20 protein-coding genes and 4 tRNA genes are annotated in these 25,602 nt (G+C 71.0%); 22 read left to right on the top strand and 2 right to left on the bottom strand.

Annotated features, from left to right (window positions below):
• Positions 1 to 4 precede the first annotated feature (4 nt).
• The 14 genes from FJY74_04345 to FJY74_04280 all read left to right on the top strand — a co-directional run bounded on the left by FJY74_04345 (position 5) and on the right by FJY74_04280 (position 19,186).
• Positions 5 to 2,281: a glycosyltransferase gene (locus FJY74_04345; protein MBM3307532.1), complete on the top strand. Its 2,277-nt coding sequence runs from the start codon at positions 5 to 7 to the stop codon at positions 2,279 to 2,281.
• A complete protein-coding gene (locus FJY74_04340) occupies positions 2,278 to 3,402 on the top strand; it encodes a polysaccharide deacetylase family protein (protein MBM3307531.1) in 1,125 nt (374 codons plus the stop codon). Before FJY74_04345 ends, FJY74_04340 begins: the two co-directional genes overlap by 4 nt.
• The gene (locus FJY74_04335; protein MBM3307530.1) at positions 3,399 to 4,625 is read left to right on the top strand and encodes a glycosyltransferase; all 1,227 of its coding nucleotides are present in this window, start codon (positions 3,399 to 3,401) and stop codon (positions 4,623 to 4,625) included. The genes FJY74_04340 and FJY74_04335 overlap by 4 nt, the downstream gene beginning before the upstream one ends.
• Positions 4,622 to 6,442: a sugar transferase gene (locus tag FJY74_04330; protein MBM3307529.1), complete on the top strand. Its 1,821-nt coding sequence runs from the start codon at positions 4,622 to 4,624 to the stop codon at positions 6,440 to 6,442. Before FJY74_04335 ends, FJY74_04330 begins: the two co-directional genes overlap by 4 nt.
• Positions 6,439 to 7,302, top strand: coding sequence for an exosortase/archaeosortase family protein (locus tag FJY74_04325; protein MBM3307528.1), 864 nt, complete (start codon positions 6,439 to 6,441; stop codon positions 7,300 to 7,302). Before FJY74_04330 ends, FJY74_04325 begins: the two co-directional genes overlap by 4 nt.
• A complete protein-coding gene (locus tag FJY74_04320) occupies positions 7,299 to 7,961 on the top strand; it encodes an EpsI family protein (protein ID MBM3307527.1) in 663 nt (220 codons plus the stop codon). Before FJY74_04325 ends, FJY74_04320 begins: the two co-directional genes overlap by 4 nt.
• Positions 7,948 to 8,817: a hypothetical protein gene (locus FJY74_04315; GenBank protein ID MBM3307526.1), complete on the top strand. Its 870-nt coding sequence runs from the start codon at positions 7,948 to 7,950 to the stop codon at positions 8,815 to 8,817. Before FJY74_04320 ends, FJY74_04315 begins: the two co-directional genes overlap by 14 nt.
• 2 nt (positions 8,818 to 8,819) lie before the next feature.
• On the top strand, positions 8,820 to 10,349 hold the full coding sequence (locus FJY74_04310) for a tetratricopeptide repeat protein (protein ID MBM3307525.1): 1,530 nt from the start codon (positions 8,820 to 8,822) through the stop codon (positions 10,347 to 10,349).
• A 12-nt stretch (positions 10,350 to 10,361) separates the two neighbouring features.
• The gene (prsK, locus tag FJY74_04305) at positions 10,362 to 12,452 is read left to right on the top strand and encodes a PEP-CTERM system histidine kinase PrsK (protein MBM3307524.1); all 2,091 of its coding nucleotides are present in this window, start codon (positions 10,362 to 10,364) and stop codon (positions 12,450 to 12,452) included.
• Positions 12,453 to 12,502: 50 nt separating this feature from the next.
• A complete protein-coding gene (locus FJY74_04300) occupies positions 12,503 to 13,852 on the top strand; it encodes a sigma-54-dependent Fis family transcriptional regulator (GenBank protein MBM3307523.1) in 1,350 nt (449 codons plus the stop codon).
• A gap of 144 nt (positions 13,853 to 13,996) precedes the next feature.
• The gene (locus FJY74_04295; GenBank protein ID MBM3307522.1) at positions 13,997 to 14,740 is read left to right on the top strand and encodes a PEGA domain-containing protein; all 744 of its coding nucleotides are present in this window, start codon (positions 13,997 to 13,999) and stop codon (positions 14,738 to 14,740) included.
• A gap of 22 nt (positions 14,741 to 14,762) precedes the next feature.
• Positions 14,763 to 16,376, top strand: a complete 1,614-nt coding sequence (locus tag FJY74_04290) for a hypothetical protein (GenBank protein MBM3307521.1) — start codon at positions 14,763 to 14,765, stop codon at positions 16,374 to 16,376.
• A gap of 346 nt (positions 16,377 to 16,722) precedes the next feature.
• Positions 16,723 to 18,240: a hypothetical protein gene (locus tag FJY74_04285; protein MBM3307520.1), complete on the top strand. Its 1,518-nt coding sequence runs from the start codon at positions 16,723 to 16,725 to the stop codon at positions 18,238 to 18,240.
• Between the two features lie 172 nt (positions 18,241 to 18,412).
• Positions 18,413 to 19,186, top strand: a complete 774-nt coding sequence (locus FJY74_04280; GenBank protein ID MBM3307519.1) for a PEP-CTERM sorting domain-containing protein — start codon at positions 18,413 to 18,415, stop codon at positions 19,184 to 19,186.
• Between the two features lie 93 nt (positions 19,187 to 19,279).
• Here the strand turns inward: FJY74_04280 and FJY74_04275 are convergent, their stop codons facing one another.
• Positions 19,280 to 20,035 carry an N-acetyltransferase gene (locus FJY74_04275; protein ID MBM3307518.1) on the bottom strand — a complete coding sequence of 252 codons (756 nt, stop codon included), beginning with the start codon at positions 20,033 to 20,035 and terminating at the stop codon, positions 19,280 to 19,282.
• Between the two features lie 62 nt (positions 20,036 to 20,097).
• A complete protein-coding gene (locus FJY74_04270) occupies positions 20,098 to 21,105 on the bottom strand; it encodes a Gfo/Idh/MocA family oxidoreductase (protein ID MBM3307517.1) in 1,008 nt (335 codons plus the stop codon).
• 378 nt (positions 21,106 to 21,483) lie between these two features.
• Between FJY74_04270 and FJY74_04265 the strand changes: the two genes are divergently transcribed.
• The 8 genes from FJY74_04265 to tuf form a co-directional block, all read left to right on the top strand.
• Complete coding sequence (locus FJY74_04265; protein ID MBM3307516.1) at positions 21,484 to 22,470, top strand: M42 family metallopeptidase; 987 nt, start codon at positions 21,484 to 21,486, stop codon at positions 22,468 to 22,470.
• 58 nt (positions 22,471 to 22,528) lie between these two features.
• Positions 22,529 to 23,335, top strand: a complete 807-nt coding sequence (locus tag FJY74_04260; GenBank protein ID MBM3307515.1) for a BtpA/SgcQ family protein — start codon at positions 22,529 to 22,531, stop codon at positions 23,333 to 23,335.
• A complete protein-coding gene (locus tag FJY74_04255) occupies positions 23,332 to 24,741 on the top strand; it encodes a cysteine--tRNA ligase (GenBank protein MBM3307514.1) in 1,410 nt (469 codons plus the stop codon). The genes FJY74_04260 and FJY74_04255 overlap by 4 nt, the downstream gene beginning before the upstream one ends.
• A 136-nt stretch (positions 24,742 to 24,877) precedes the next feature.
• Positions 24,878 to 24,952, top strand: a tRNA-Thr gene (locus tag FJY74_04250).
• 57 nt (positions 24,953 to 25,009) lie between these two features.
• Positions 25,010 to 25,094, top strand: a tRNA-Tyr gene (locus FJY74_04245).
• 37 nt (positions 25,095 to 25,131) lie between these two features.
• Positions 25,132 to 25,208: transfer RNA gene (locus tag FJY74_04240), tRNA-Gly, on the top strand.
• Positions 25,209 to 25,318: 110 nt separating this feature from the next.
• Positions 25,319 to 25,394, top strand: a tRNA-Thr gene (locus FJY74_04235).
• Between the two features lie 82 nt (positions 25,395 to 25,476).
• Positions 25,477 to 25,602, top strand: a 126-nt coding sequence (tuf, locus tag FJY74_04230; GenBank protein ID MBM3307513.1) for an elongation factor Tu, incomplete at its 3' end; no start/stop codon positions are given.

Genomic DNA, 25,602 nt, shown 5'->3' with positions numbered 1-25,602 from the left:
CTTCGTGACCAACGTGATGCACGTGATCGAGTCGCTCGATCCGGGCGGGGCGGAGCGCGTCGTGCTGGAGCTCGCCGCGCACCGCAACGCCGCGCGGTTCAACGTCGACGTCTGCTGCGTCGTCCGCAGAGGCCCGCTCGCCGACGCCGTCGAGGAGCTGGGAGTTCCCGTGCACGTCCTGTCGCGCAGGCGGAGGGTGGACGCGCGCGCGGTGCTGTCCCTCGCGTCGCTGCTCAGACGGCGGCGCATCGACGTCGTGCACAACCACAACTTCACGGGGCTGTCCGTGGGAGTTCCCGCGGCCGTGCTCGCGGGCGCCCGCGCCGTGGTGCGGACCGAGCACAACGTGCTCGTCGTCGGCGACGTCAACAGACCCGCGCTCTCGCGGCTCGCCGCGCTCAGGGAGAGCGCGCAGGTCGCCGTCGCGGACGCGGTGCGCGCGTCCCACGTGTCCGCGCGGCGGGTCCCGCGCGGCCGCTTCGTGACCATCCGGAACGGCATCGACGACGCGCGGTTCAGCGCCGCCGACCGCGCGGCCGTGCTGCGCGAGCTCGATGTGCCCGAGGGCGGACTGGTGTGTCTCACCGTCGGGAGCCTCACGGAGCAGAAGAACCACGCGAACCTCGTCCGGGCCGCCGCGCTCGTTTCGAGGGACATCGCGGTGACGTTCCTCGTGGTCGGCGGAGGACCGCTTCGAGATGGACTCGAGCGCTCGATCCGGGAGGCGGGAGTTCAGGACCGCGTCCGCCTTCTCGGCCAGCGGCTCGACGTGCCGAGGCTCCTCGGCGCGGCCGACCTCTTCGTCCTGTCCTCGGACTGGGAGGGCCTGCCCATCACGGTCCTCGAGTGCCTGGCGGCCGGCGTCCCGGTCCTCTCGACGCGCGTCGGCGGCGTCCCCGAGGTCATCAGCGACGGCGCCAGCGGGTTCCTCGTGCCTCCCGGCGACCCCGGCGCGCTCGCGGAGGCCGTCGAGCGCCTCGCGCGGGACCCGGAGGCGCGGGCGCGCGCGGCCGCGGCGGGCCGTCGAACCTACGAGGCGCGGTTCACCGCGTCGAAGATGGCCCGGCAGACGGAGGCGCTCTACGAGCTTGCGCTTTCGGGCCGCGCCGATCTGGCGACCGGCCGACGCGTCAAGGTGCTGTACGTCATCGGCCAGCTCGGGTACGGCGGGGCCGAGCGGCAGCTCCTCGAGCTGGCGTCGCGTCTTCCGAGGGACCGCTTCGACCCGCTCGTCTGCGTGCTCTCCGCGCGCGGCCCGCTCGCGGACTCGCTGGAAGCCGCGGGCGTGCCCGTCGTCTCGCTGAACAAGCGCCCCGGCGCCCTCTCCTCCGCGACCGCCGGCCTCATCAGACTCGTGCGCAGCGAGCGTCCCGCCGTCATCCACTCGTACCTCTTCTCCGGGAACTGGCGAGGCCTTCTGGCCGGCCGCCTGACGCGCGTGCCGCTCATCGTCTCGTCGGTGCGCAACGTGGACATCCACGGCCGTCTGTGGATGAACCTCCTGGAGCGCGCGCTGGCCTGCTTCGTGGACCGCATGATCGCCAACGCCGAGGCCGTGAAGGACTACGTGACGCGCGCGCACTGGGTGGCGCGCGAGCGCGTGCACGTCGTGCACAACGGCGTCTCGCCCGAGCGGTCTTCACCGGCGGGCGCTCCGGCGACACCCGTGGCGGAGAGAGGGGACGGCCCGACCGTCGTGATGGTCGCGAGCCTCACGAAGAAGAAGTCGCCGTTCACGTTCCTCGACGCGGCGGTCCTGGTCCGGGAGCGCGTGCCGGACGCCCGGTTCCTCGTCGTCGGCGACGGGCCCCTGCGCGGCGAGCTCGAGGAGCGCGCCAGCCTGCTCGGCCTGTCCGACGCCGTGACGTTCGCCGGGGAGACGCACGACACGCCCGCCGTGCTCGCCGCCGCCGACGTGTCGGTGCTCACCTCGGTCAAGGAGGGATGCTCGAACGTCGTGCTCGAGTCCATGGCGGCGGCGTGCCCGATCGTCGCGACCGCCGTCGGCGGGAACCCCGAGCTCATCGTGGAGGGCGTCACGGGGTTCCTCGTGCCGACGGGCGACGCCGCGGCGGTCGCGGACCGCGTCGCGCGCATCCTGACGGACGGCGCGCTCGGACGGCGCATGGGAGAGGCGGCTCGCGAGCGCGCGATGTCGACGTTCGGCGTCGAGCGCATGGTGGCCCGAACGGTGGAGATCTACACGACGCTCCTGGCGGGGCGGGTCCCGGGGCTCATCCAGTGGGTGGACGCGACGGCGGCCCGGGAGGAGGCGGCGTGAGCGCGCGGAAGCGGCGAGGGTCGTTCTGCAGGCGCCTTGGCGTCTCGATCGCCACGGCGGACCCCGTGGTCCGCGCGGCCGCGCTCCTGCCTGGGCGGGGCGCCGTCGTCCTCCGCTACCACTCCGTGAACGACGACCCCGTATGGGCGCGTGAGTGCGTTCAGGGCAGCCTCGTCGTGCCGACCGCGGTGTTCGACGCGCAGGTCGGCTACCTCGTTGCGCGGCACCGCGTCGTCGGGATCGGCGAGATCGCGGGGGCGATCCGCGACGGGCGGGCGCCCGACCGCCGCTGGGTCGCCATCACGTTCGACGACGGGTACGAGGACAACCACCGCAGCGCGCTCCCGATCCTCAGGAAGCACGGCGCGACCGCGGCGTTCTACGTGACGACGGGCGCGGTCGGCGATGCGCTGCCGCTGTGGACCGTGGCGGTCCGGCGGGCCGTGATGCGGGCGCGCGGGCCGTCGCTCCGACTGTCGTTCCGGGCCGAGGGGCCGCTCGACGTGTCCACCGACGCGGCGCGCGACGCGGCCGCGCGGGAGCTGGCGGCGCGCGTGAAGCGCTGCGGCGAGCCGGAGGCGCGGGCGATCGTCGAGGAGGTCCTCGGCGCGACGGGCGAGCGCGACCGCCCGAGCGGGCGCGTCATGATGAGCTGGGACGAGATTCGCGCGCTGCGCGACGCGGGCATGACCGTCGGAGCGCACTCGGTCGGGCACTGGAACCTCCCGAGCCTCTCCGACGCGGACCTCGAGCGCGAGGTGCACGGGGCCGCCGCGACGCTCGCGCGCGAGTTCGGGTCGCCCGTCGAGCACTTCGCGTACCCGAACGGGCGCACGGACCGGCACTTCGACGCGCGCGTCGCGAGGGTCGTCGCCGACGCGGGGTTCGTCTCGGCCGTGACGTCGGTCTCCGGGGCGGCGTCGCGCTCGTGCTCGGTCTACGCGATCCCGCGCGTCGGGGTGTACACGCGCCACGAGCACCTCGGGCGGCTCGGCGCGGACGTCCACCGCGCTCGGGTGTGCGGCCCGGCGGACCGGTGCGTGCGCGACGTCGCCCGCGCGCTGGGACGGCGAGGACGGACGGCGCAGGTCATCGACGTGAGACGGGGGAGGCGCGCGTGACCGGGGTGCGACTCGACCGCATGGGGCGGCTTGGGCGTCCGGCCAAGGTCGTGTTCTGGGCCGGCTCGTTCGAGCAGGCGGGGACCCAGCGGTTCCTCGTCGAGCTCCTCGCGCGTCTCGACCGCGGCGCCTTTCGGCCGATCGTGTTCTCCGCGCTCAGGCGGGGGGAGCTCCTCCCGACGATCGAGTCGCTCGACGTGCCCGTGCTCGAGTTCGGGACGGGGTCGAGTCTCGCGAGCCCGGCGACCGCGCGGGGGCTCGCGGCCGCCGCGGCGTTCCTCCGGCGGGAGCACGTGGCGATCCTGAACTGCATGCTGGGCATCATCACGCTCTTCGGGCCCTTCGTCGGCCGCGCGGCGGCGGTGCCGGTCGTGATCAACCACCAGCGCAACGCCGCGTACTGGATCCGCGGCCGCGCGCGGGCGGCGACGTACGGCTTCGTGAACCGCAGGCTCGTGGACGCGGTCGCCGTGAACAGTGGCGCGGCCGGCGACGAGCTCGTCTCGCGCTTCGGCGTTCCGCGCGCGAAGGTCGTGGACGTGGGCGCGGGCGTCGACGTCGGGCGGTTCGCCGGAGCTGGCCGTGACGAACGGCTCGCCCGCTCGCTGGGGCTGTCCGGCGGACCGGTCGTCGGCATCGTCGCGAAGCTGTCGGAGGTCAAGGGGCACGAGTGGTTCCTCGAGGCGGCGGCGCGGGTCGCGCGGGAGCGCGGCGACGCGCAGTTCCTCATCGTGGGCGACGGCCCCAGAAGGGCGGAGCTCGAGGCGACGGCGGCCCGCCTCGGTCTTTCGGACCGCGTGGTGTTCGCGGGGGCGAGGAACGACGTGTCCGCGCTCCTCAAGCTCATGAGCGTGTTCGCGCTGTCCTCCGTGTCGGAGGGCTCCCCGAACGCGGTCATGGAGGCGATGGCGGCGGGGCTTCCGGTGGTGGCCACGGACGTCGGGGGCATCCGCGCGGTCGCCGGTGGGAGCGGAGCGGTGCTCGTTGCCCCGCGCGACGCCGACGCGCTCGCGCGCGGCGTCCTCGGCATGCTATCGGACGTCGACGCGGCCGCAGCGGCGGGGCGCGCCGGGCAGCGCGTCGTGCGCGAGCGGCACGACATCGCGCAGGTCGTGCGCAGGGTCGAGCGGCTCTTCGATGATCTCCTCGAGGCCCGCGCGGCCGGGTCGTGCGCGCGCCTCCAGGGCGCGGGCGACGGCGCGCGGAGCGGAAGGGCGGCATGAGGGTCCTGTTCATCACGCAGTACTACCCGCCTGAGACCGGAGCGGCTCCGCTCCGGGCCTTCCACTTCGCCAAGAACCTCGCCGCGCTGGGACACACCGTGACCGTCGTCACGGGCATGCCGAACCACCCGAGCGGGGTCAAGCTGCCGGCATACCGGCGGAAGCTCGCCGCGCGCGAGACGGCTGACGGCGTGAGGATCCGCCACTGCTACCTGTTCGCCACGCCGCGGAAGACGTTCGCGACGAGAATGCTCAACCAGATCTCCTTCGCGCTCACGGCGCTGTTCGGGGGCCTGTTCGCGGGTTCGTGCGACGTCATCCTCGTGACGTCCCCGCCGCTCTTCCTTGGGGTCACGGCGTGGCTCCTCGGCGTCGTGAGGGGCGTTCCGTTCTTCCTCGACGTGCGCGACTACTGGCCGAGGGCGGCCGTGGAGCTCGGCCAGCTTCGCGGCCGGCGCGCGATCGCGCTCGCGGAGGCGCTCGAGCGGTTCGTCGTCCGCAGGGCGTCGACGATCTCGACCGTCACGCCGGGGACGCTTCGCATGATGGTCGAAGGCGGCGTCCCGAGACACCGCGTCGTGCTCGTCCCGAACGGCACCGACACCGACCTCTTCACGCCGGGGCCCGCGGCGGCCGCCTCCGACGGCGGGACGCGCACGGTCCTCTACAGCGGCACGCACGGGCTCATCCACGGCATGGGCGCGATCCTCGACGCCGCGGAGGTCCTGCGCTCGGAGCCCTCCGTTCGCTTCCTGCTCGTCGGCGACGGCGCCGAGAAGGACGAGCTCGTGCGCGAGGCGGCAGAGCGGGGGCTTCCGAACGTCGAGTTCCGCCCGAGCCAGCAGCCCGACGAGCTCGTCGCGACGATCCGCGGCGCGGCGGCGTGCGTCGTGACCGTGGCCCCGGGGGCGTTCGTCGAAACCGTCGTGCCGGTCAAGATGTTCGACTACATGGCCTGCGCCAGGCCCGTCGTCGCCGCCGTGTCCGGCGACGCGAAGGACATCGTCGAGGCCTCGGGCGGCGGCATCGTCGTCGCGCCGGGCGACGGCGCCGGCCTCGCGGAGGCGGTGCGGCGCGTCGTCGGCGACGCGGAGACCGCCGAGAGGCTCGGGCGCGCGGGGCGGAACTTCGTGTGCGGGAAGCACGCGCGCGCGGCGCTCGCCGCGAGGATGGAAGCGGCGCTCCGCGACATCGTCGTGACCGAGAAGTGGCTCGGGCGCGGCAGACTTCGGTTCCGGCGCTACCTCGCCGCGAAGTACGTCCTCGACTGGCTCTTCGCGGCGTGCGCGCTGCTCTTCGGCGCTCCGCTCTTCGCCGCCGTCGCCCTCGCGATCGCCGTCGACTCGCGCGGGAGCATCCTCTTCCGCCAGCGGAGGATCGGGATCCACTCGCACGAGTTCACGATCTTCAAGTTCAGGACGATGCGGCGGGAGACGCCCCACGTGGCCACGGACATCATGGCGTCGGGGCCCGTGGACTACACGACGCGGGTCGGGAGGCTGTTGCGACGGTTCAGCCTGGACGAGCTTCCGAACCTCCTCAACGTGCTCAAGGGCGACATGAGCGTCGTGGGCCCCAGGCCCGCGCTCTACAACCAGCACGAGCTCGTCGACATGCGACGGAGGACCGGCAGCGACCTCATGAGGCCCGGCCTCACGGGGTGGGCGCAGATCAACGGACGGAACCTCATCACGGTGGACGAGAAGGTGCGGCTCGACGCGTTCTACGTCCGCAACTGCTCGATCATGCTGGACGCGAGGATCGTGCTTCGCACCCTGGCGGTCATGCTGAAGGAAGAGGAGCTCGCCCGACGATGACGCAGGCGACGACACCACGCAGGATCGGGGTCCGCGCGGCGCTCGCCGTCGCGCTCATCGTCGCGCTCGCCGCCGCGGCGTACGGGCGGACGTTCGCGACGCTGTGGGGCACGTGGCTCTCGAACCCGAACTACTCCCACGGCCATCTCATACCGCCCGTGACGGCGTTCCTGCTCTGGCTGGAGCGCCGCCGGTTCGCGGAGTCGGTCGGTCCCGGCACCGCGTGGGGGCTCCCGCTCATCGTCGCCGCGCTCGCTGCGCACCTCCTGTCCATCCGGGCCGGCGTGTTCATGACGCAGGGCTACTCGTTCGTGCTGCTGCTCTTCGGCCTCGCGCTCTTCTTCTTCGGCGGCCGCGCGACGCGCGCCGTGTGGTTCGGCATCGGCTACCTCGTCTTCATGCTGCCCATGCCGCCCTTCCTCATGAACGTCGTGAGCTTCAACCTCAAGCTGCTGGCCGCCCGCACGGGAAGCGCGGTCGCGGCGCGGCTCGGCATCCCGCTCGTGCGTTCGGGCGTGACCATTCACATGCCGGCCGGGTCGCTCCGCATCGCCGATCCGTGCAGCGGGCTCCACTCGCTCATCGCGCTCGTGGCGCTCGGCGCGCTGTTCGCGTACCTCACGAAGGGGCCGCTCTGGAAGAGGCTCGTGCTGTTCGCCTCCGCGGTGCCGCTCGCGGTCCTCGCCAACATCGTGCGCATCTCGGTGCTGTGCGCCGTCGCGAACGTGTGGGGCGTGGACGCGGCGGTCGGGTTCTTCCACGACTTCTCGGGGCTTCTTCTCTTCGTCATCGCGTTCGCGGGGCTCGCCGTCGTGAGGGCGCTGCTCAGGTTCGAGGGCGCGCGGAAGGAGGCCGCATGAGGGGCACGGTGAAGGTGGCGGTCGTCGCGGCGCTCCTCGCCGCGGCCGTGCTGGTCATCGCGCTCAACCCGCCCGCGCGGCTTGAGCTCGGGCAGGAGGCGCTCGCGGCGTTCCCCGCGAGGCTCGGCGGCTGGGTGAGCGAGAACGTCGAGTTCGACAGCGTCGTCTACGATGAGCTCGAGGCCGACGCGACGCTCGTCCGGCGCTACAGCCGGGGCGACGGCGCGACGGTGTGGTTCGTCGTCGTGTTCCACCAGAACGACCGGTACGGCGCGCACGACCCGGTCGTCTGCTACACGGCGCACGGCTGGAAGGTGACCGACCAGGGCACGCTGCCCGTTCGCCGCGAGGGCGGGGAGCTCGCCGCGAGGTGGATCCGTCTGGCGATGGGCCACGAGGAGCGCGTCGCGCTCTTCTGGTGGTACACGGCCGGCGATCTGGCAACCGGCGACCACGGCGAGTTCATGTCGCGGATGGCCGCGTCGGGCATGCGCTCGAACAGGACGTTCGGCGCGTTCGCGAGGGTCTCGGCCGTCGTGAGGGACGGGGACCTCGGCGCGGCGCAGGCGCTCGTCAGGGAGTTCGCCGAGGCGGCGCTGCCGCGCCTCTCCGAGGTGTTCACTGCGGATCGGACCGGAGGTGACGATGACACTCGTTGAGCAGGTGAACGCTCTCCTGTGGGGCTGGGCCGAGATGCTGCGCGCGCTCAGACGGCGCGTCGGGGCGGCGCCGCTCCTCGTGTACGCCGCCGCGCAGGTCGCGGTGCTCGTCTCGATCGTGTTCTTCGCGTACCGGCCGTTCTCGGCGTTCGCGGCGCCGGCGCTCGCGTGGCGGTTCGGGCCGCAGGCGTTGCACTACCCGAACAACCTCTTCGTGCTGCGCGCCGCGGTCGGCCAGGCCGACCTGCCGCTCTCGGTGCTGCTCGGGCCGCTCACGGCGGGCGCGGCCGCGGTGCTCTTCGCCTCGCTCTACGCGGGGCGGCCGGAGCGCGTGGGAACGGCGTTCCGATGGGCGGGGGCCGCCTATCTGCCGCTCCTGTGCGTGACGGCGCTCTCGGTGGCGCTGTCCCAGGCCGCGGTGAGGGTTCCGCTCGCGCTGTGGGGGCATCTGGCCGACGCAAGCCCGAACCGCTTCCGCCTCGTTCGGCTCGCGACGATCGCGGTCGTGCTGGCGCTGCAGGCGTTGCTCGTGTACGCCGTCCCGGGCATCGCGGCCGCGCGGCTGCGGCTCGCCGAGGCGCTCGCGCGGAGCGTCCGCACCGCGCTCAGGCAGCCCGTCACCACGTACCTGCTCGTCGCCGTTCCTGCGGCGTTCGAGCTTCTGCCCGCGTGGCTCGCGAGGCAGGGCGAGGCCATCGCGCTTCGGCTGTCGCCGGAGCTTCTCGCGGCCGTGATGGTCCTGTGGATCGCCGTCATCCTCGCCTCGAGCTACGCCGTGATCGGCACGGCGACGCGCGTCTTCGTCCACTCCGCAGAGGACGTCGTGCACGGCATCGCCGACTGGAAGGAGGTCTGATCATGGCGAGGAACGTCAGTCGTCGTTCGCGCGCCTGCACCCTCGCCGCGGCCCTTCTTGCGGTCGTCGCGCTTCTGGCCGCCGGCTGCGGGTCCTCGGAGCTCGAGGACCGCTACGAGGCGGAGCGCATGGCGTGGCGGGCGGGGAAGCTCGCCCAGGCGATGCGGTCCAACCCGGAGCTCATGACCGACGAGATGCTGGCCCGCGTGCGATCGAGCTACGAGGCCATCGTCGCGAGGTACCCCCGGACCGGCGAGCCGACCACGGAGCTGGGGCGCGACATCGCGTCCATCGCGGGACGGAGCCGCCTCGTTCTGGCCGGCATGGCATTCGATCGTGGAGACGCGGACGCCGCGCTCGGGGTGCTCGCGTCCGTGCGCGAGAGCTGCGCGTTCGACCGCGCCCTGTGCGTCGAGGCGCGCCTGACGGCCGGGAGCATGCTCGAGGCGACCGGCCGCTGGGAGGACGCGGCGGAAGAGTACGAGGCGCTGACCGAGGAGTGGCCGCCGGCGGCCGAGGCGTCCGGCGCTCCCGACGCCCGGATCCTCCGCACGCCGATCAAGCTGGCCGCCGGGTACGCCGTGCGCGGAGAGGCCGCGCGCGCGGCGGAGCTCTTCGAGCGGGCGCGGGACTACTACGACCGCTGGATCGGCGAGTGGGAGGGAAGCCCGACCGCCAGGCTCGCGCTCGAGCTCAAAGGGGAGAGCTACGCGCAGGAGGGGCGATTCGCGGACGCCGCCGGCACGCTGGAGCACTTCGACGGGCTGTACGGGAACGAGCAGAACCGCGCCGCCATCTGGCTGCGACTTGCGGAGATCTACTCGGCCGGGCTTCGAAACACCGCCAGGGCCCGCGAGTACTACGAGAAGACCGAAGCCGCGTATCCCTCGAAGGTGTCCGGGGCGACGGCGGCCATCGCCCTGGCCGCGCTCGACATCGATGCTGCGAGGTACCCCGAGGCGCGCGCGCGCCTGGAGCGGGTTCTGGCGGAATTCAGGGGCGAGCCGACGGTCTCGGCCACGGCGATGCACTACCTTGCGCTCTCCTACGAACTCGGGGGCAGTTGGGAAACGGCGGTGGCGCGCTACAACGCGCTGTCCCAGGAGCACCCGGCGACCCTCTACGGCCTGCAGGCTCCGCTTCACGTCGCAAGGCACTACCGCGACGCCGGGCAGGCCGCCGCCGCGGCGAGCGCGTACGAGCGGGCGGTGCAGCACTACCGGCGCGTGAGCGGAGAGTGGCCGTCCACCCCTGCGGACCTCACGGCGAGGAGCTACCTCGTCGAGGCGAGGCTCGACCAGGGGAAGTGGGAGGAGGCCGCCGAGACGCTCGTGGAGACCGCGGGAGGCCTGCCGGGTTCGGAAGCGGCGCCCGGCATGCTGCTGCAGGCGGCGGCCCTGTACGCTTCGAAGCTTGGAGACGAGGCGCGGGCGCGCGAACTCCTCGCGCGCGTTCGCGCCGGCCACGCGGGAACGGCGGCCGGCGAGGAAGCGAAGGCGAGGCTTGACGCGCTGGACCGGCGCGGCCGGTGACGGAGTGAGTTCATGGACGCAGTCTCCGCGTTGATCCTCATTGCGGTCGCCGCCTGCCTGGCGGGCGGTGTCGCCGCGCTCGCGCGCCCGGGGCCGCGCGTGAGCCGCGTGTCGTTCGCGCTCGGCGCGTTCGGCGCGGCCGCGTGGCTCTTCGCCATCGGCTCTGTGCGCGTGAGTCCGTCGGCGTCCGTGGCCGCGCTGCGCGCGCGCGCCGCGTGCGCGGCGGCGGCCGCCGTGCCTCTCCCCTGGACGGTTCTTCTTCTGGCGTACGCCCGCGAGAACGGGGCGCGCGTCGTCCGCGCGTGGCGGCCCTACCTCGTCCTGGCGGCGCTGGCGGCGGCGTTCTTCGTCGCGAAGAGCCTCGACGGGAGCGTGCTGTTCGGGATCGCGGGCGCCGATGACGGGCACGTGCTCGTGTTCGGGCCCGCCGGGCGGGCCATGATCGTCTATCTGATCGCATCGGTCCTCGCGCTGCTCTTCAACCTCGAGGTGACGCTGCGGGCGGCGAGGCCCGACGCGTTCCCTCGACTCAAGCATGCCGCGCTCGGCCTGTTCGCCGCGCTGGCCTATCACGCGTTCGTGCTCTCGGCAGCGCTTCTCTACTCGCGGGTGCGCGTGTCGCTCCTCGCGGTGGGCGCCGTGCCGGCGCTCGCGGCGATGGCGCTCATCGGCTACTCCGTCGCTCGGAGGAGGCTCGCCGGCGCCGCCGTGCGCGTCGGCCGCCCGGTGTTCTACGCCTCGTTCACGGCCTTCGCGGCCGGCGCCTACCTGCTGGCCGTCGGCCTCGTCGCGCTCATCGTCCGGACGCTGGGCCTGAGCCTCCCGACGGCGCCGCTCGTCGCGGTCTCCTTCCTGGCGCTCACCGCTCTGGCCGCGCTCCTGAGCTCGACGCGCGTCCGCCGCCACATGCGGAGGTTCGTGGACTCGAACTTCCACCTGTCGCGGCACGACTACCGGCGCGAGTGGGCGCGCGCGTCGAGGGTCATGGCGTCGGGGGTGGATGAGGCGGAGATCGTCGAGAGCGTGCGGGCGCTCGTGGCCGACGCGCTCGACGCGGCGCCGGTCGAGGTCGCGCTCGTCGAGAACGAGGCGCGGGGCCCCCTGTTCTTCGGCGACCGCGCGTTCGACGCCCGGTTGAGCGACGCGCTGGGGGACGACGCGCTCCTCGGGGTCCTGGACGCGCGGCGGGCCGCCGTGAGGATCGGCGGCGGCGAGCGCGAGCTGCGCGCGTGGGCCGGGCGCCACGCCGAGGCGCTCGAGCGCTCGGGCCACGAGATCGCCGGTCCGCTCCTCGCCGGCGCGGAGCTTGTCGGGATCGTGCTCGTCGGGCCGCGGCGCGCGGGCGGGCACACGAGCGAGGACCTCGATCTGCTCACGACCATCGGGCTTCAGGCCGGCAACGCGCTCCTTGCGGCGCGGCTCGCGACGCGGATGGCGGAAGGCAGGGAGCTCGAGACCCTGCACAGGGTCTCCGCGTTCGTCGTGCACGATCTCAAGAACTGCATCACCGGGCTCTCGATGCTGCTTGGGAACGCCAGGACGCGGCTCGAGGACCCCGAGTTCAGGGCGAGCTGTCTCGAGGCGATCGCCGAGTCCATCGGCTCGATGGAGCGCATCGTCGCCCGCGTGGGCGGCGCGCAGGGCGAGCAGGCCGCCGCGGCGCGTTCCGGGCTCGCGGACGCCGTGCGCGAGGCGATCGACGGGGCGGGGCTGGGGGGACCGACGTCGCCGGTCGTCGTGCGCATGTCGGTGCCCGAGGACCTCGCCGTCGCGGCCGCGCGCGGCGACGTCGCGATCGTGCTGCGCAATCTGCTCCGGAACGCGCGCGAGGCGCTGGACGGGCATGGCCAGATCGACATCCACGCGGAACGCTGCGGCAATGCCAGCGTGGTGGTCAGGGTCTCGGACAACGGTCCGGGGATCCCGGAACGGCTCATCGAGAGCGGCGCGCTGTTCAGGCCGTTCAGGACCACGAAGGAAGGCGGCCTCGGGATCGGGTTGTACCACTGCCGGGAGCTCGTGAGGAGCTGCGGCGGCGGGATCCGGGCGTTCAACGGCGCGCGCGGGGCGGTCTTCGAGATCGTCCTGCCTCAGGCCGGCTGAGCGAGGTCGGGCGGCGCATCGCCGCGCGGGCCGGAGGCTACGAGGTGACGATGGCGGAACGCAGGCGCGTGCTCATCGTGGACGACGACGCGGTCATCCGCTCGCAGCTCGGCTGGGCGCTGTCCGACGAGTACGACGTGTCGTCGGCCGCCACGGCGGCGGACGCGCTTCGGGAGCTCCGCGAGCGCTCCCCGGACGTCGTCACGCTCGACCTGTCGCTCACGGCAAGGCCGGGGGAGTCCGAGGAGGGGCTCGACATCCTCGCGGCGGCGCAGGAGTGCCGCCGTCCCCCGAAGGTCGTGATGCTCACCGGCAGCACGCAGCGGGAGCACGCCGTCCGCGCGATCGACCTCGGCGCATTCGACTACTGCGAGAAGCCGGTGGACGTCGGTGAGCTTCTCGTCCTCCTGCGGCGCGCGATCCGGGTGCGCGACCTCGAGGGGACGGGCGAGCCTGAGGAGGCAGATCGGCGCGTCGAGGGCCCGCGTGGCATGGTGGGCTCCTGTCCGGCGATGGCCGAGGCGCTCGCGCTCATCAGGACCGCCGCGGCGACGGACGCTCCGGTGCTCCTCATCGGGGAGTCGGGGACGGGGAAGCGGCGGGCCGCGAGGACGATCCACGAGCTCTCGGCGCGCGCCGGGGGGCCGTTCGTGGCGGTGGACGCTTCGGCGCTGCCCGAGCGGGCCATGGAGGATGACGTGTTCGGGCCGGCATCGAACGGGCGGCCGCCCGGCGGGCTGCTCGCGGAGGCGCGAGACGGGACGCTCTACATCGCGAACCTCCGGTCGCTTCCGCCGTCGGCGCAGGCGAGGCTTGCCGCGTTTCTCGCGTCCGTCGAGCCGGGGCGGGACGCGCGGATCGTCGCGTCGTCCGACAGCCCGCTCGACAGCGATGCGCGTACCGGGCGTTTCCGCGGCGATCTGTACTGCAGGCTGGCCGTCATCGCGATCCCGCTCCCCCCCGTGCGGGAGCGTCAGATGGACGTTCTCGCCCTGGCCGAGGCGGCGCTCGAGTCGGCTGCGCTCGCGGAGGGGCGTCGGACGGTCGGGTTCACGAAGGCGGCCGAGCGGGCGATGCTGGCGCACGACTGGCCGGAGAACGTCACGGAGGTCGAGGCGCGCGTGCGGCGCGCCGTCATCATGGCGCGGGGGCGGCTCGTGTCGGCCACCGACCTGGGCCTTCCCGGCGACGCGGCGAACGGCCGGGAGCACACGCTCACCGAGGTCAGGAACGGGGCCGAGCGCGAGCTCCTGGAGAGCGCGCTGCGGGAGACGGGCGGGAACGTCTCCCGGGCGGCAAGGGCCATCGGCGTGAGCAGGCCGACGCTCTACGACCTCATGAGGAAGCACGGGATCACGGCCACCCGGTTCAAGGGCCGCCCGAGGCAGCACGCCGGATAGCCGACGCTCGGGCTCGGCTGCCGGCGTGACGCGCCGGCCAGCCGCCTTGACAGCGCTGAGGACGCTCCCTAGAATGGCCCCTGCCCGCGGGGGCGACGGGTGCCTCGGCGGCAACACCGGCCCACGACAGCGAGGGGGCGACCCATGGTTCGCGGCATGCCACTCCTGTTCCTTCTCACGCTCGCGGCGGCCTCGCTCGCGCTGCCCGGCAGCGCGGGTGCGCAGACCGGCGGGCTCGTGATCACATCGCAGCCTCCGGGAGCGGTGGTCGAGCTGTCCGGGGAGCACGTGCTGCGCGGCGTCACGCCGTGGCGGCTGGACAGGCCGCTCTGGGGCGCGTACGAGGTGCGGGCGTTCAAGGCGGGGCACGAGATGTGGGAGGGGTACGTGGTTCTCTCCGCCACGCGGACGGACTCGCTGTCCATCCGCATGGTGAGGAAGACCCCGCTCCGCGCGGGGTTCCGATCGGCGATCCTGCCGGGCTGGGGCCAGCACTACACGGGACAGGGCGGCAAAGGAGCGGCGTTCGCCGTCGCGCAGGCGGCGGCGCTGGCCGGCGTCCTGTGGACGGACGCGAAGCGCCAGACCGCGGAGGAGCGGTACAACGCCGCCGCTGCGGCGTACGACGCCGCGACGCAGATCGACGACATCCAGGAGAAGTACGCCGAGCTGTTGCGCCGTTACGACGATCTCAACACGTGGCACGAGCAGCGGAAGCGGTGGTCCTACGCGGCGGCCGCCATCTGGCTGGTGAACGTGCTGGACGCGACGCTGCTGTTTCCCTCGTATGGAGAGGGCCGCTTCGCGGTCACCGACGGCCCTGGGCCCGGGTTCTTCGCGTCCATGGACGCGGACCGGACCACGTTCGGCGTCGCGTTCGGGTTCTAGCGACACCCTGGAGGTTCCCCCGATGAAGAGGCGCATTGGGTTCGCTGTCCTTCTGGCGGCGCTGGGCGCGGCGGCCCTGACAGGCTGCTTCCGCGAACTCGCGTCGCCCGACCACGACAACCCGCTCGACCCGGACAACCCCGGCACGTCGTCGGGGATCCCGGGGAAGCCGACCGGGCTCACGGCGGTCGTGTCCGACCGGCTGGTGGTCCTCTCGTGGGCGATGGACGACACGACCGGCGTGGCGAGCTACAGGGTCTATCGCTGGGCGGTCGAGGCCGGCGAGGAGGAGGACTACGAGCTGCTCCGCACCGTGACGAGGAGGCGCTGTGAGGACTCGGGTGTGCGCAACGGCCAGGAGTACTCCTACAAAGTCTCCGGCGTGAACGTGCTGGGCCTCGAGGGACGGCTCTCGCGCCCGCTTTCGGTCACGCCGCGCGCGTTCGGCATCCTGATCGCCGGCGGCAGGCCGAAGACGTCCACTCGTGACGTCACGATCACGATGTCCGCCCCGTCGACGACCGAGCTCATGAGGGTCTCGAACTCGGCCTCGGTCGACGGGTCCCCGTGGGTGCCGTATCAGGCCAACTACTCGTGGCAGCTCCCGGCGGGCGACGGCGTGAAGACGGTGTACGCCCAGTTCCGGGACTCCGGTGACAGCCAGTCGCTGGTCGTCAGCGACGACATCGAGCTCGACACGCGGGCCGCGATCTCGTCGGTGACCGAGGACACGGGCGGCCTCGTGAAGCAGGCCGGAGACGTCATCCACTTCAGCGTCTCGGCGGGGGAGCCCCACGGCACCGCGTGGGTGACCCTCGGGTCGTCCGTGTCGGGGATCACGCTCTACGACGACGGAACCCATGGAGACGCGCAGGCCGGCAACGGCGTGTACGAGCGCGACTACGCGGTCGAGCACGGCGTCGAAGTCGTGAACGCCGCGGTGCACGGCGGGTTCATCGACGAGGTGGGGAACGACGCGCCGACCGCGCTGGCGCCGGGGACCGTGACGATCCAGACGCCGCCGAACGCCGTGACGCTCGCTCTGCCGGTGGCGCTGTCGAAGCGGAGCATCGCGCTCTCCTGGAGCCGGAGCAACGATGCCGACTTCGCGCGGTACAAGCTCTACAGGTCTCCCGTTCCTGGCGTGGCAACGTCCCCGCAGCGCAGGCTCATCGCCGACATACGGGACGCCAACGACACCGAGTTCACGGACACGGGGCTTGAGCCCGATCGCACCTACCACTACGCTGTGTACGTGTTCGACGCCATCGGGCTGTCCACCATCAGCAACGAGCGGTCCGGCACGACGCTTGCGAACGAGCCCCCGGATCCGGTGGAGCTCTACACACCGTGGTCGCCGGACAGCACCTCGCTCGTTCTCAGCTGGTCCCGGAGCCAGGAGGACGACTTCCTGGAGTACGAGGTCATAGGCTGGGAACAGGTTCCCCCAAGTCCCCCGAGCACCGGCGAGAAGCGCGTCCTCGCGCGCATCACCGTCCCGAGCGAGACGTTCTACACGCACACCTCGCTTCTGGAGACGGTCGTGTACTGGTACGAGGTCGCTGTGGTTGACTCGTTCGGGGCGCGCTCGCTGTCCAACGTTGTCTCCGCCACGCCGAGGCCGTCCTTCAGGTAAGAGCGGTCCCGGCGGACACAGCGCGGTTGGTGTTCCCACGAAGCCCGGTCGCAGTGGCGGCCGGGCTTCTTCGTTGTTTCACTGATGTAACCTCCCACCCGGCACAGTTTGTGCATCTCAGCAAGTGCAGGTCGAGCCTCCGGCGTTTGACAAAGGAACTCAGGTGAAGCGGGACCTTGCGGGGCCGCGCAGGCATACCAAGAAGCCTCGGTCGCGCTGGGTCGAGCGGATCCCCCCACATCCGCTGGCCCAAGGGTCTTCCACGCATCTGGCAACCCCCTATGCACCCGCCTCCGGCCTCGCGGGTCCCGCCTGAAGTCCTTCACTCGCCACTCGAGAGGCTCCGATGGGATGTCGAGCATCAGGGCGAGAGCGCGCCGCGGCCGCACTGGCGGCCGCGGCCGCTCTATGGTTCAGCTCCGCCGCCGCCGTCGCCGACGGCACCACTCGCGCCGTGACCTCTCACGTGCTCGTGGGCATGTCCCCCCAGACGTCCTTCTCGGTGATCCTGAACGGCGCGCCCTCGAGTGCCGTCTCGGTCGAGTCGGATGAACTCGGAATCCTGGCGTTCACCGTAGACGACGACGGGCTTCCGGGCGGCGGGATCGTCGTGACGGTCCTCGCATCGGGCGCGCCCGTCATCTCGCACCTCGAGGTCCTCGACGTCACGCCGACCTCGGCGACGATCGCATGGACGACCGACGCTCCCGCCACGTCCCAGGTCGAGTACGGTCCCTCTCCGGACCTCGGGAACCTGACGCCGCTCGACGGGGACCTTGTGACCAGCCACGCGGTCGCTCTCGAGGGTCTGACGCCGGGAACCCCATACCGTGTGCGGGCGCGCTCGAGCAGCGCCGAAGGAGTGCCGGCCGTTCCTGTGGAGACGCTGTTCGAGACGCTCCCGCTCGCGCAGACGGGGCCGCCGATCATCTGGGGGGTCTCGGCACGGACCGTCTCGTCGTTCTACGTCACGGTCATCTGGGACACGGACCGCCCCGCGACGTCCAAGGTCCGATACGGGATCCGGGGAGTCCTTGACCTCGAAACGCCGGTCGACACCACGCTCGTGGTGAACCACCGCGTGCTGGTCGGGCCGGTCGTCCCTGAGGCGGAGTACGCGTTCGTGGCCATGAGCGCGTGCGGCGCGGACACCGCCGCGTGCGCTCCGGGGTTCTTCCGGACGCCGGGCTTCGACGTCGTGCTCGCCCCTGAGCTCAAGGCTCCCACGATCACGCGGGCGCGGGCCGACACGGTGCAGGACACGAGGGCGGTCCTCCGATGGGCGACCGACCGGCCCTGCTCGACCTGGGTGGAGCTTGCAGGCAACCCGGAACCCGTGGGCGTGTGGCCCGGGATGCCTGCCGGCGGGAGCAGCTATCAGGTGGAGGTCAGCGGGCTTGCGCCGAACACCGTGTACCACTACAGGGTGTGCGCCGTTGACGAGGCATGCGCGTTCGCGGCGACCGCAGCTGACAGCTTCACGACCGCTCCGACGAGGAGGGACTCGGCCCCCGGGACACCGCATGCCGTTCTCCCTGGAGAGGGTGATGACGCGACGATGGTGTCATCGCTGAACGGCGGTGTCGTCGCAACCCTGTCGCTCGCAGTGTGGCCGAACCCGGCCGTGCAGGATGCCGCGCTCGCGTTCCTTCTCCCCGAGGCGGGGCACGCCCGAGTCGCCGTCTACACCGTGGGCGGGCGCCTCGTCCGGGTCATCGCCGACGACGTGTTCTCCGCGGGCCCGCACTCCGCGACGTGGGACCTCACGACCGGCGACGGGGTGCCGGCGTCGTCCGGGGCCTACGTGTGCGCGGTCGAGTCGGGAGGCGCCGTGGCGAAGAGGAAGATCGTGGCTCTCCGATAGGACTCCCGGCAGATTCTCGCGCCTGTAACATCTTATGCCACAGCGAGTTGCTCGTTGCGCCCCACAAGCACACAAGATTGCTCTTGTCTAGAAGTCGGCCCCCATGCTAGTATTGACAATAGGCGGATAAGAACCCATTGTCATTGCTCGGACACTCGAAGGAGGCCGCATCATGAGGACCCTGATCATCCTCGTCGCGATGGCCGCGGTCGTTGCCGCCGCCGTTCCTGCAAGCGCCGGGCTTCTCAGCGACTGGTTCGGTGTGACGCTCTCCGTGGGGGGGACAGGGACGTTCAATCACAGCTGGGCGCCGGTCTCGTCCACGGCGGACTACTTCGTGGACGACAACTGGAGCACGTACTTCGGGAGAACGCCGCACGGCGGCGAGCTGTTCGACATCGAGGCGATCTACTTCGACAACGACGCCGACCATGCCTACATCGCCGTCGTGACCTCCTTCAAGGTCCCGACGGGCGTGTCGTACCTCGGTTCGGTCGTGCGCGCCGGCGACCTGGCGATGGACCTCGGTGGCGGATCGCATGAGATGGGCGTGGACATCGACGGGAACACCGGACGGATCGCGGCGACCTCTCCGGGCAACTGGTTCCAGTCCAACACGGTGTATCTCGCGGAAACGGGCCCCACGAACTTCGCCGGCGGCGTGACGCTCGGGCATGCGACGCTGAACGCCTACAACTACGGTCTCACCGAGCGCGGCAAGCCGACGTACGTGTTCGAGCTCACGCTCGACCGCTCCCTCATCGGGGGCGCCGACGGGGACGCCATCGGTCTTCTGTGGACGATGGGTTGCCGCAACGACGTGATCCGGCTCACAGGGAGCTTCGACGGCGGGGAGACGCCGCCGGTGCCTGAGCCCGGGACGCTCATGCTGCTCGGCACGGGGCTCCTGGGGATGGTCGGCCTGGTGAGACGGCGCCGCGGCTAGATCTCGAACAACGGCGGACAGAAGCAGGGAGCAGGGATCGGTGATCCCTGCTCCCTTGCTTTGTGTGCCCTGCCTGCGCCGTGGTCCGCGGGATCAGTCCTTCCAGCCCTGGTTGTCGAGGAGCTGCTCGGTGGGAACATCCCTCGTGACGCGGGCGGGAGCGCCCATGACCACCTTGCGCGGCGGCGCGTCCCGCGTAAGCACGGAGCCCGCCGCCACCACGGCGTCGGAGCCGACGGTCCTCCCAGGGAGGATCACGCAGCCTGCGCCGATGCGGCCGCCTCTCTCCACGGTGACACCTTTGAAGTGCTTGAAGCGCTCCTGGGTTCTCCCGATGAAGTTGTCGTTCGACGTCGCAACGCCAGGGGCCACGAACACGCGGTCCCCAAGCTCCGAGTAGGCCGTGATGTAGCACTCGCTCTCGAGCTTGCAGTATCGGCCGATCGCGCACTTGTTCTCGACCGTGACGCCGCGTCCGACGATCGTGTAGTCGCCGATCGTCACATCCTCGCGCACCGAGGCGAGGTCCGCGACGAGCACGTGGTGGCCCAGCCGGCAGCCGGCGTACACGACCACCGAGGTTCCGATGATGCAGCCGTCGCCGACGACCGCCGGCGGCACGCTCCTGCCGTCCGTCGTGGCGCTCTGGGCCGCCTTCATGGGCAGCTTCCCGACGACCGTCCCGTCGTCGATCCTCACCCTGTCGCCGATCACCGTCCCGGCGTGGATCACGACGTTGTTGCCGATTGCGCAGTCGCAGCCCACGCGGACATCGGGACCGATGACCGAGAAGTACCCGATCGTGGTTCCGCGGCCGACTGTCGCCTTGGGATCTACGTATCGTTCCATGCGCGCCCTTCCCTGGCGGCCGCGCCGCCCCGCAGTCACCGACCGCCCGCTCTTCGGAGATCCTACTCGATGGGCACCGGCAGGCCGCCGTTCCTGAGTGACCTCTCCGCCGCGTCGAGCACGCGGACCACGCGGAGCCCGTCCCTGCCGTCCGTGCGCGGCTTGGTCCGCGCTTCGACACAGTCGATGAAGTGGGCGCACTCAGCCTTCAGGGGCTCCACCATGTCGATGACCGGCGCCGTCACCTCACCGAACCGGAGGGTGAACGAGTCGGAGTAGCCCACGCACGTGCCGTTGAGGTCAACGCCGCGATCGTAGATGCGGATCTTCTCGGACGGCTCGGCGTCATCGAACACGACCATCTTCTCGCTTCCGACGAGCGTCGTCCGCCGGACCTTGTGGGGGTCGAGCCACGAGACATGAACCTGCGCCAGCCGGTCATCCCGGAATCGCATGTGGAGGAACGCCACGTCCTCGATCCCGGGCTGGATGTACGCGGCTCCCCGGGCGGCCACCTCCACCGGCGCGTCTCCCAGCACGTGGAGAGCCACGGAGATGTCGTGCGGGGCGAAGCTCCAGAGCGCGTTCTCGTCGGTCCGGATCCTGCCGAGGTTCAGGCGCTGCGAGTACAGGTAGTACACCTTGCCGACCTCGCCGCTCGTCACGAGCTGCTTCATCTTCTCGACAGCAGGGTGGTAGATGAGCAGATGCCCGACCATGAGCACGCGGTGCTCCGCCTCCGCGAGCCGCACCAGTTCCTCGGCGTCGGCGACGGACAGCGTCATCGGCTTCTCAACGAACACGTCCTTCCCGGACAGGATGGCGCGCCGTGCCAGGTCGAAGTGCGTGCGCGCGGACGAGGCGATCGCGACGGCCGCGATGGAGGGATCGGAGAGGACGCTCTCGGCGTCCGCGCTGACCTCGACGCCCCGCGCTCCGTTCAGGGCCGCATGGCACCTCGAGAGATCCGGGTCGCAGACCGTCCTGAGGGTCGCGTTCCTGAGGCGCAGGAAGGTGCGAAGGAGGTTCTTCCCCCACGCTCCGACGCCAAGGAGTGCCAGGTCGACCATGATGTGCCCCCAACATCGCCGAAGGACCGAGCGGACTCCCGTCCGGTTCAGCATCGCGCTCCGTTCGGCGCTCCCATCCTGTGCCCGGACGCGCGACTCTACCCGGTGGCCCGAGTGCGGACAACCGGGTTCTGCAAGTTGCGTACCAGCGGAGGACCGCGCGCGTCCGGGCCGGAGCGCTTGACGGCACCTCGCTGTCGGCGTAAGCTCACACACATTCAGGAATCGGCAGCCGAAGAACGAGACCGGGCGCCCGGTGGCCCGGTCATCCCCCGCGTGCGGGAAGGAGAGGAAGGCGTGGACCGAACGGAACTTCTGTTCAAGGAGCTCACGGAGGCGGTGGGGGTTCCCGGCTTCGAGGAAGAGGTGGCGGACATCATGGCCGCCCACCTCAAGGGCACGGCGTCGGTGACCTACGACAGACTGGGCAGTCTCGTGGCGGAGAAGCGAGGGAAGACGCGCGAGCCGAAGGTCATGATCGCCGGCCACATGGACGAGGTCGGGTTCATGGTCAAGTCCGTCACGAAGGACGGGTACATCAAGTTCCTGCCTCTCGGCGGGTGGTGGGGGCACGTTGTGCTCGCACAGCGAGTCATCGTGAGGACGCGCAAGGGCGACATCGTCGGCGTGACGGGCTCCAAGGCGCCGCACGTCCTCAAGCAGGAGGAGCGGGCGAAGGTCATCGACCTCCAGGACATGTACATCGACGTGGGGGCGACGAGCGACTTCGACGTGAAGAAGAAGCTCGGCATCCGGCTGGGCGATCCCATCGTGCCGGTGGGCGAGTTCACGATCCTGGGCAACAAGCAGACCTACCTCGCGAAGGCGTGGGACGACAGGATCGGTTGCGCGGCGGTGATCGATGTCCTCACGAAGGTGGGGAAGGGCCATCCCAACACGCTCTACGGCGTCGGGACGGTCCAGGAGGAGGTCGGCCTGCGCGGCGCGCGCACGAGCGCGAACATGGTGGACCCGGACGTGGGATTCGCCGTGGACGTCTGCATCGCGATGGACACGCCGGGGATGGATGGCACCGACGAGAAGCTCGGCGCCGGCGCCGGCATTCTCGTGTTCGACGGGAGCGTCATCCCGAACAGGCGACTGCGCGACCTTGTCATCGAGACGGCCGAGAAGAGCAAGATCCCGTTCTTCCTCACGGCCCTGGAGCGGGGCGGGACCGACAGCGGCCTCATCCATCTGAACAGGAAGGGCGTGCCCTGTTTGACGTTCGGCGTGCCGGCCCGCTACATCCACGGGCACGTCGGGATCATCCACAGGAAGGACTACGACTGCGTCGTCCGTCTCATCATTGAGGTGGTGAAGAAGCTGGACGCGGAGACCGTGGCGTCGCTGACGAGGAGTTGACGCGGGCGACCTGCCGTGCGCCGGGGCTCACGCCGGTCGCGCGGGGAACGGAGTCGCGATGGCTCGAGCCGAGCCGCTGTTCGGCACGCCGAAGTGCCTCATCGGCGTGGTGCACGTCATGTCGTTGCCGGGCAGCCCGGGATGGTCGGGCCCGATGGTGGATGTGTCGCGCCGGGCCGTCGAGGACGCGACGACGCTTGAGCGCGCCGGGTTCGACGCCGTGATCGTGGAGAACTACGGCGATGCGCCGTTCTCGCGCGGGTTCGCCGGGCGCGGCGCCATCGCGGGACTCGCGGCGGTGGGCGCGCGCGTGTCCGACAGCGTCCGCGTGCCCGTCGGCGTGAACGTGCTCAGGAACGACGCGGAGTCGGCGGTGGCGATCGCCGCGGCCGCCGGGGGCGCGTTCATCCGCGTGAACGTGCACGTCGGGGCGGCCGTGACCGACCAGGGCGTCGTGCATGGGGCGGCGTTCCGGACCATGCGTGCGATCCGCTGCATGGCTCCCGGGCTGCTCGTGCTCGCGGACGTTCTCGTGAAGCACGCGCGGCCGCTGGGCGAGACGGACCCGGGGCGCATCGCGCGGGACACCGTGGAGCGTGGCCTGGCGCATGCGCTCATCGTGACGGGACCGGCGACGGGCTCGGAGACGCCGATGGAGCGCGTCATCGCTGTCCGGGCCGCCGTCCCCGGCGTGCCCGTGCTCGTCGGGAGCGGCGTGACCGCGGCCTCCGTAGCCGGTGTGCTCGAGGCCTGCGACGGCGTGATCGTGGGGAGCGCGGTGATGCGCGACGGACGGGCCGGTGGGCCCGCGGTGCTCGAGCGGGCGGCGTCCTTCGTCGCGGCGGCGAGGGCCGGGAGGCGCTGATGCTCAGGATCTACGACACGATGGCCGGGAAGAAGAAGGACTTCGTCCCGGTGCGCGAGGGAAAGGTCAGCATGTACTTCTGCGGCCTCACCGTGCAGTCCGAGCCGCATGTCGGACACATGCGTGTCGCCATCGTGGCCGATGTCTTCAAGCGCTACCTCACGTTCAAGGGCTACGATGTCACCTTCTGCGTGAACTTCACGGACATCGACGACAAGATCATCGAGAAGGCGACTGCCGAAGGGGTCCCCTACACCGAGATCGCCCGGCGCAACATCGACCGATTCATGGAGTTCCTGTCGTTCCTCGGGGCCAGGCCGGCGGACCACTACCCGCGGGCGACGGCCCACATCCCCGAGATCATCGCAATGGTCCAGAGGCTCATCGAAAGGGGCGTCGCCTACGAGTCCGGCGGATGCGTGTACTTCGAGGTGAGGAAGTGGCCGGGTTACGGCAAGCTCTCGAAGCGGAACCTCGATGACCTCATCGCCGGCGCGAGCGAGCGCGTCGAGTCCGACGAGCGGAAGCGGCATCCCGAGGACTTCGCAGTCTGGAAGGCCGCGAAAGATGGCGAACCGAGCTGGCCGAGCCCGTGGGGCAACGGCCGCCCCGGATGGCACATCGAGTGCTCCGCGATGTCGATGAAGTACCTCGGTGAGCACTTCGACATCCACGGCGGCGGTACGGAGCTCATCTTCCCCCACCACGAGAACGAGGTCGCGCAGTCCGAGGCGGCGACCGGGAAGCCCTACGTCAATCACTGGGTCCACCACGGCCTCGTGAACCTGACAGGCGAGAAGATGTCCAAGTCGACGGGGCACTTCCGGACGATGGCCGAGATCTCAGAGCGGTTTCCGGCGGACGTCGTGCGGTTCTACTTGCTCTCGACGTACTACCGTTCGGAGATCGAGTTCTCGGAGGAGAGGCTCGCGGAGGCCCGCACGGCCGTGGAGCGATTCGAGAACCTGTTCCGCACGCTCACTCGGGTCGCGGGCACCGAAGGGGAGGGGGCGGTCGCCAGCCAGGCATCACCGGCCGTCGCGAGCGCGCGCGGGCGGTTCCTCGAAGCGATGGACGATGATCTCAACACGGCGCAGGCCATCGGGCACCTGTTCGACCTTGTGCGCGCGCTGAACCAGGAGGTGGACGGGGGGGCCGCTCCTGCGAGCCTGCGCGCGGACCGAGCGGTCCTGCGGGAGCTTCTGGGCATCCTGGGGCTCCTCGAGGGCGTGCGCGGGGAGGCCGCGGAAGTGCCGGAGTGCGTCACGCAACTCATCAGGGAGCGGGTGGAGGCGCGCCGCTTGAAGGACTGGGCGCGGGCCGATGCGATCAGGGCGGAGGTGGAGGCCGCGGGCTACAGCATCGAGGACACACCGGCGGGCCCCGTGGCACGCGCAGTCAAATAGTGACTTTCGGTCGCCAACCCCGTTGTGCGTCGCCCCGAGTTTTCCGTTGACAGCCCATCCGAAGCGGGATAACCTTTTGCGTTTGCAGCTGGCGGCCCCGAACAGCACCGCCAGCGGCGGTGCTGTACGCACCCAAGCTGGCGTAGCTCAATGGTAGAGCGCCTCACTTGTAATGAGGGGGTTGGGGGTTCGATTCCTCTCGCCAGCTCCAGACAGACGGATGAGAAGTCCGCGCGGGCGAGACACGCAGCGCGGGGCGGTGAGGATCGGGGAGGTTCCCGAGTGGTCAAAGGGAACAGACTGTAAATCTGTCGGCGAAGCCTTCGGAGGTTCGAATCCTCCCCTCCCCACCATCAGGGACCGGTTCTTTGGGATCGCTTGCTGGAACGCGCGGGAATAGCTCAGCTGGCTAGAGCGTCAGCCTTCCAAGCTGAGGGTCGCGGGTTCGAATCCCGTTTCCCGCTCCAGAGAACAGACCCGCTCTCGAGCTGTGGGCTTGACGGCTGCGGGGCGCCTTGATAGACTCGTCGGACGGCCATTGCGCGGCCGGCGGGCGCCGGCTTGAGATGTGTGAGGCGCCCACGTAGCTCAGTTGGCAGAGCGCATCCTTGGTAAGGATGAGGTCACCGGTTCAATCCCGGTCGTGGGCTCCATCCCAGCGCTCTCCCCACGTCGAGTTGCGGGGCCTGCGCCGCTGGGTCGATGAAGGACGATGTATCCCCTACGGAGGGACCGATGGCGAAGCAGAAGTTCGAGCGGACGAAGCCTCACATCAACGTGGGGACGATCGGGCACGTGGACCACGGGAAGACGACGCTGACGGCGGCGATCACGAAGGTCCTTGAGCAGAAGGGCCTGTCG

It is taken from the genome of Candidatus Effluviviaceae Genus I sp. (assembly GCA_016867725.1).
Taxonomy (GTDB): Bacteria; Joyebacterota; Joyebacteria; order Joyebacterales; family Joyebacteraceae; genus VGIX01.
This window is presented reverse-complemented; position numbering and strand designations above follow the sequence as displayed.

What these genes read in the sequence shown, in the direction of transcription:
- FJY74_04295 (MBM3307522.1), top strand. Translation starts at nt 13,997, where the DNA reads ATGGTTCGCGGCATGCCACTCCTGTTCCTTCTCACGCTCGCGGCGGCC.
- FJY74_04260 (MBM3307515.1), top strand. Translation starts at nt 22,529, where the DNA reads ATGGCTCGAGCCGAGCCGCTGTTCGGCACGCCGAAGTGCCTCATCGGC.
- FJY74_04300 (MBM3307523.1), top strand. Translation starts at nt 12,503, where the DNA reads ATGGCGGAACGCAGGCGCGTGCTCATCGTGGACGACGACGCGGTCATC.
- FJY74_04310 (MBM3307525.1), top strand. Translation starts at nt 8,820, where the DNA reads ATGGCGAGGAACGTCAGTCGTCGTTCGCGCGCCTGCACCCTCGCCGCG.
- FJY74_04280 (MBM3307519.1), top strand. Translation starts at nt 18,413, where the DNA reads ATGAGGACCCTGATCATCCTCGTCGCGATGGCCGCGGTCGTTGCCGCC.
- FJY74_04320 (MBM3307527.1), top strand. Translation starts at nt 7,299, where the DNA reads ATGAGGGGCACGGTGAAGGTGGCGGTCGTCGCGGCGCTCCTCGCCGCG.
- FJY74_04265 (MBM3307516.1), top strand. Translation starts at nt 21,484, where the DNA reads ATGGCCGCCCACCTCAAGGGCACGGCGTCGGTGACCTACGACAGACTG.
- prsK (MBM3307524.1), top strand. Translation starts at nt 10,362, where the DNA reads ATGGACGCAGTCTCCGCGTTGATCCTCATTGCGGTCGCCGCCTGCCTG.
- FJY74_04315 (MBM3307526.1), top strand. Translation starts at nt 7,948, where the DNA reads ATGACACTCGTTGAGCAGGTGAACGCTCTCCTGTGGGGCTGGGCCGAG.
- FJY74_04290 (MBM3307521.1), top strand. Translation starts at nt 14,763, where the DNA reads ATGAAGAGGCGCATTGGGTTCGCTGTCCTTCTGGCGGCGCTGGGCGCG.
- FJY74_04325 (MBM3307528.1), top strand. Translation starts at nt 6,439, where the DNA reads ATGACGCAGGCGACGACACCACGCAGGATCGGGGTCCGCGCGGCGCTC.
- FJY74_04270 (MBM3307517.1), bottom strand. Translation starts at nt 21,105, where the DNA reads ATGGTCGACCTGGCACTCCTTGGCGTCGGAGCGTGGGGGAAGAACCTC.
- FJY74_04285 (MBM3307520.1), top strand. Translation starts at nt 16,723, where the DNA reads ATGGGATGTCGAGCATCAGGGCGAGAGCGCGCCGCGGCCGCACTGGCG.
- FJY74_04330 (MBM3307529.1), top strand. Translation starts at nt 4,622, where the DNA reads ATGAGGGTCCTGTTCATCACGCAGTACTACCCGCCTGAGACCGGAGCG.
- FJY74_04275 (MBM3307518.1), bottom strand. Translation starts at nt 20,035, where the DNA reads ATGGAACGATACGTAGATCCCAAGGCGACAGTCGGCCGCGGAACCACG.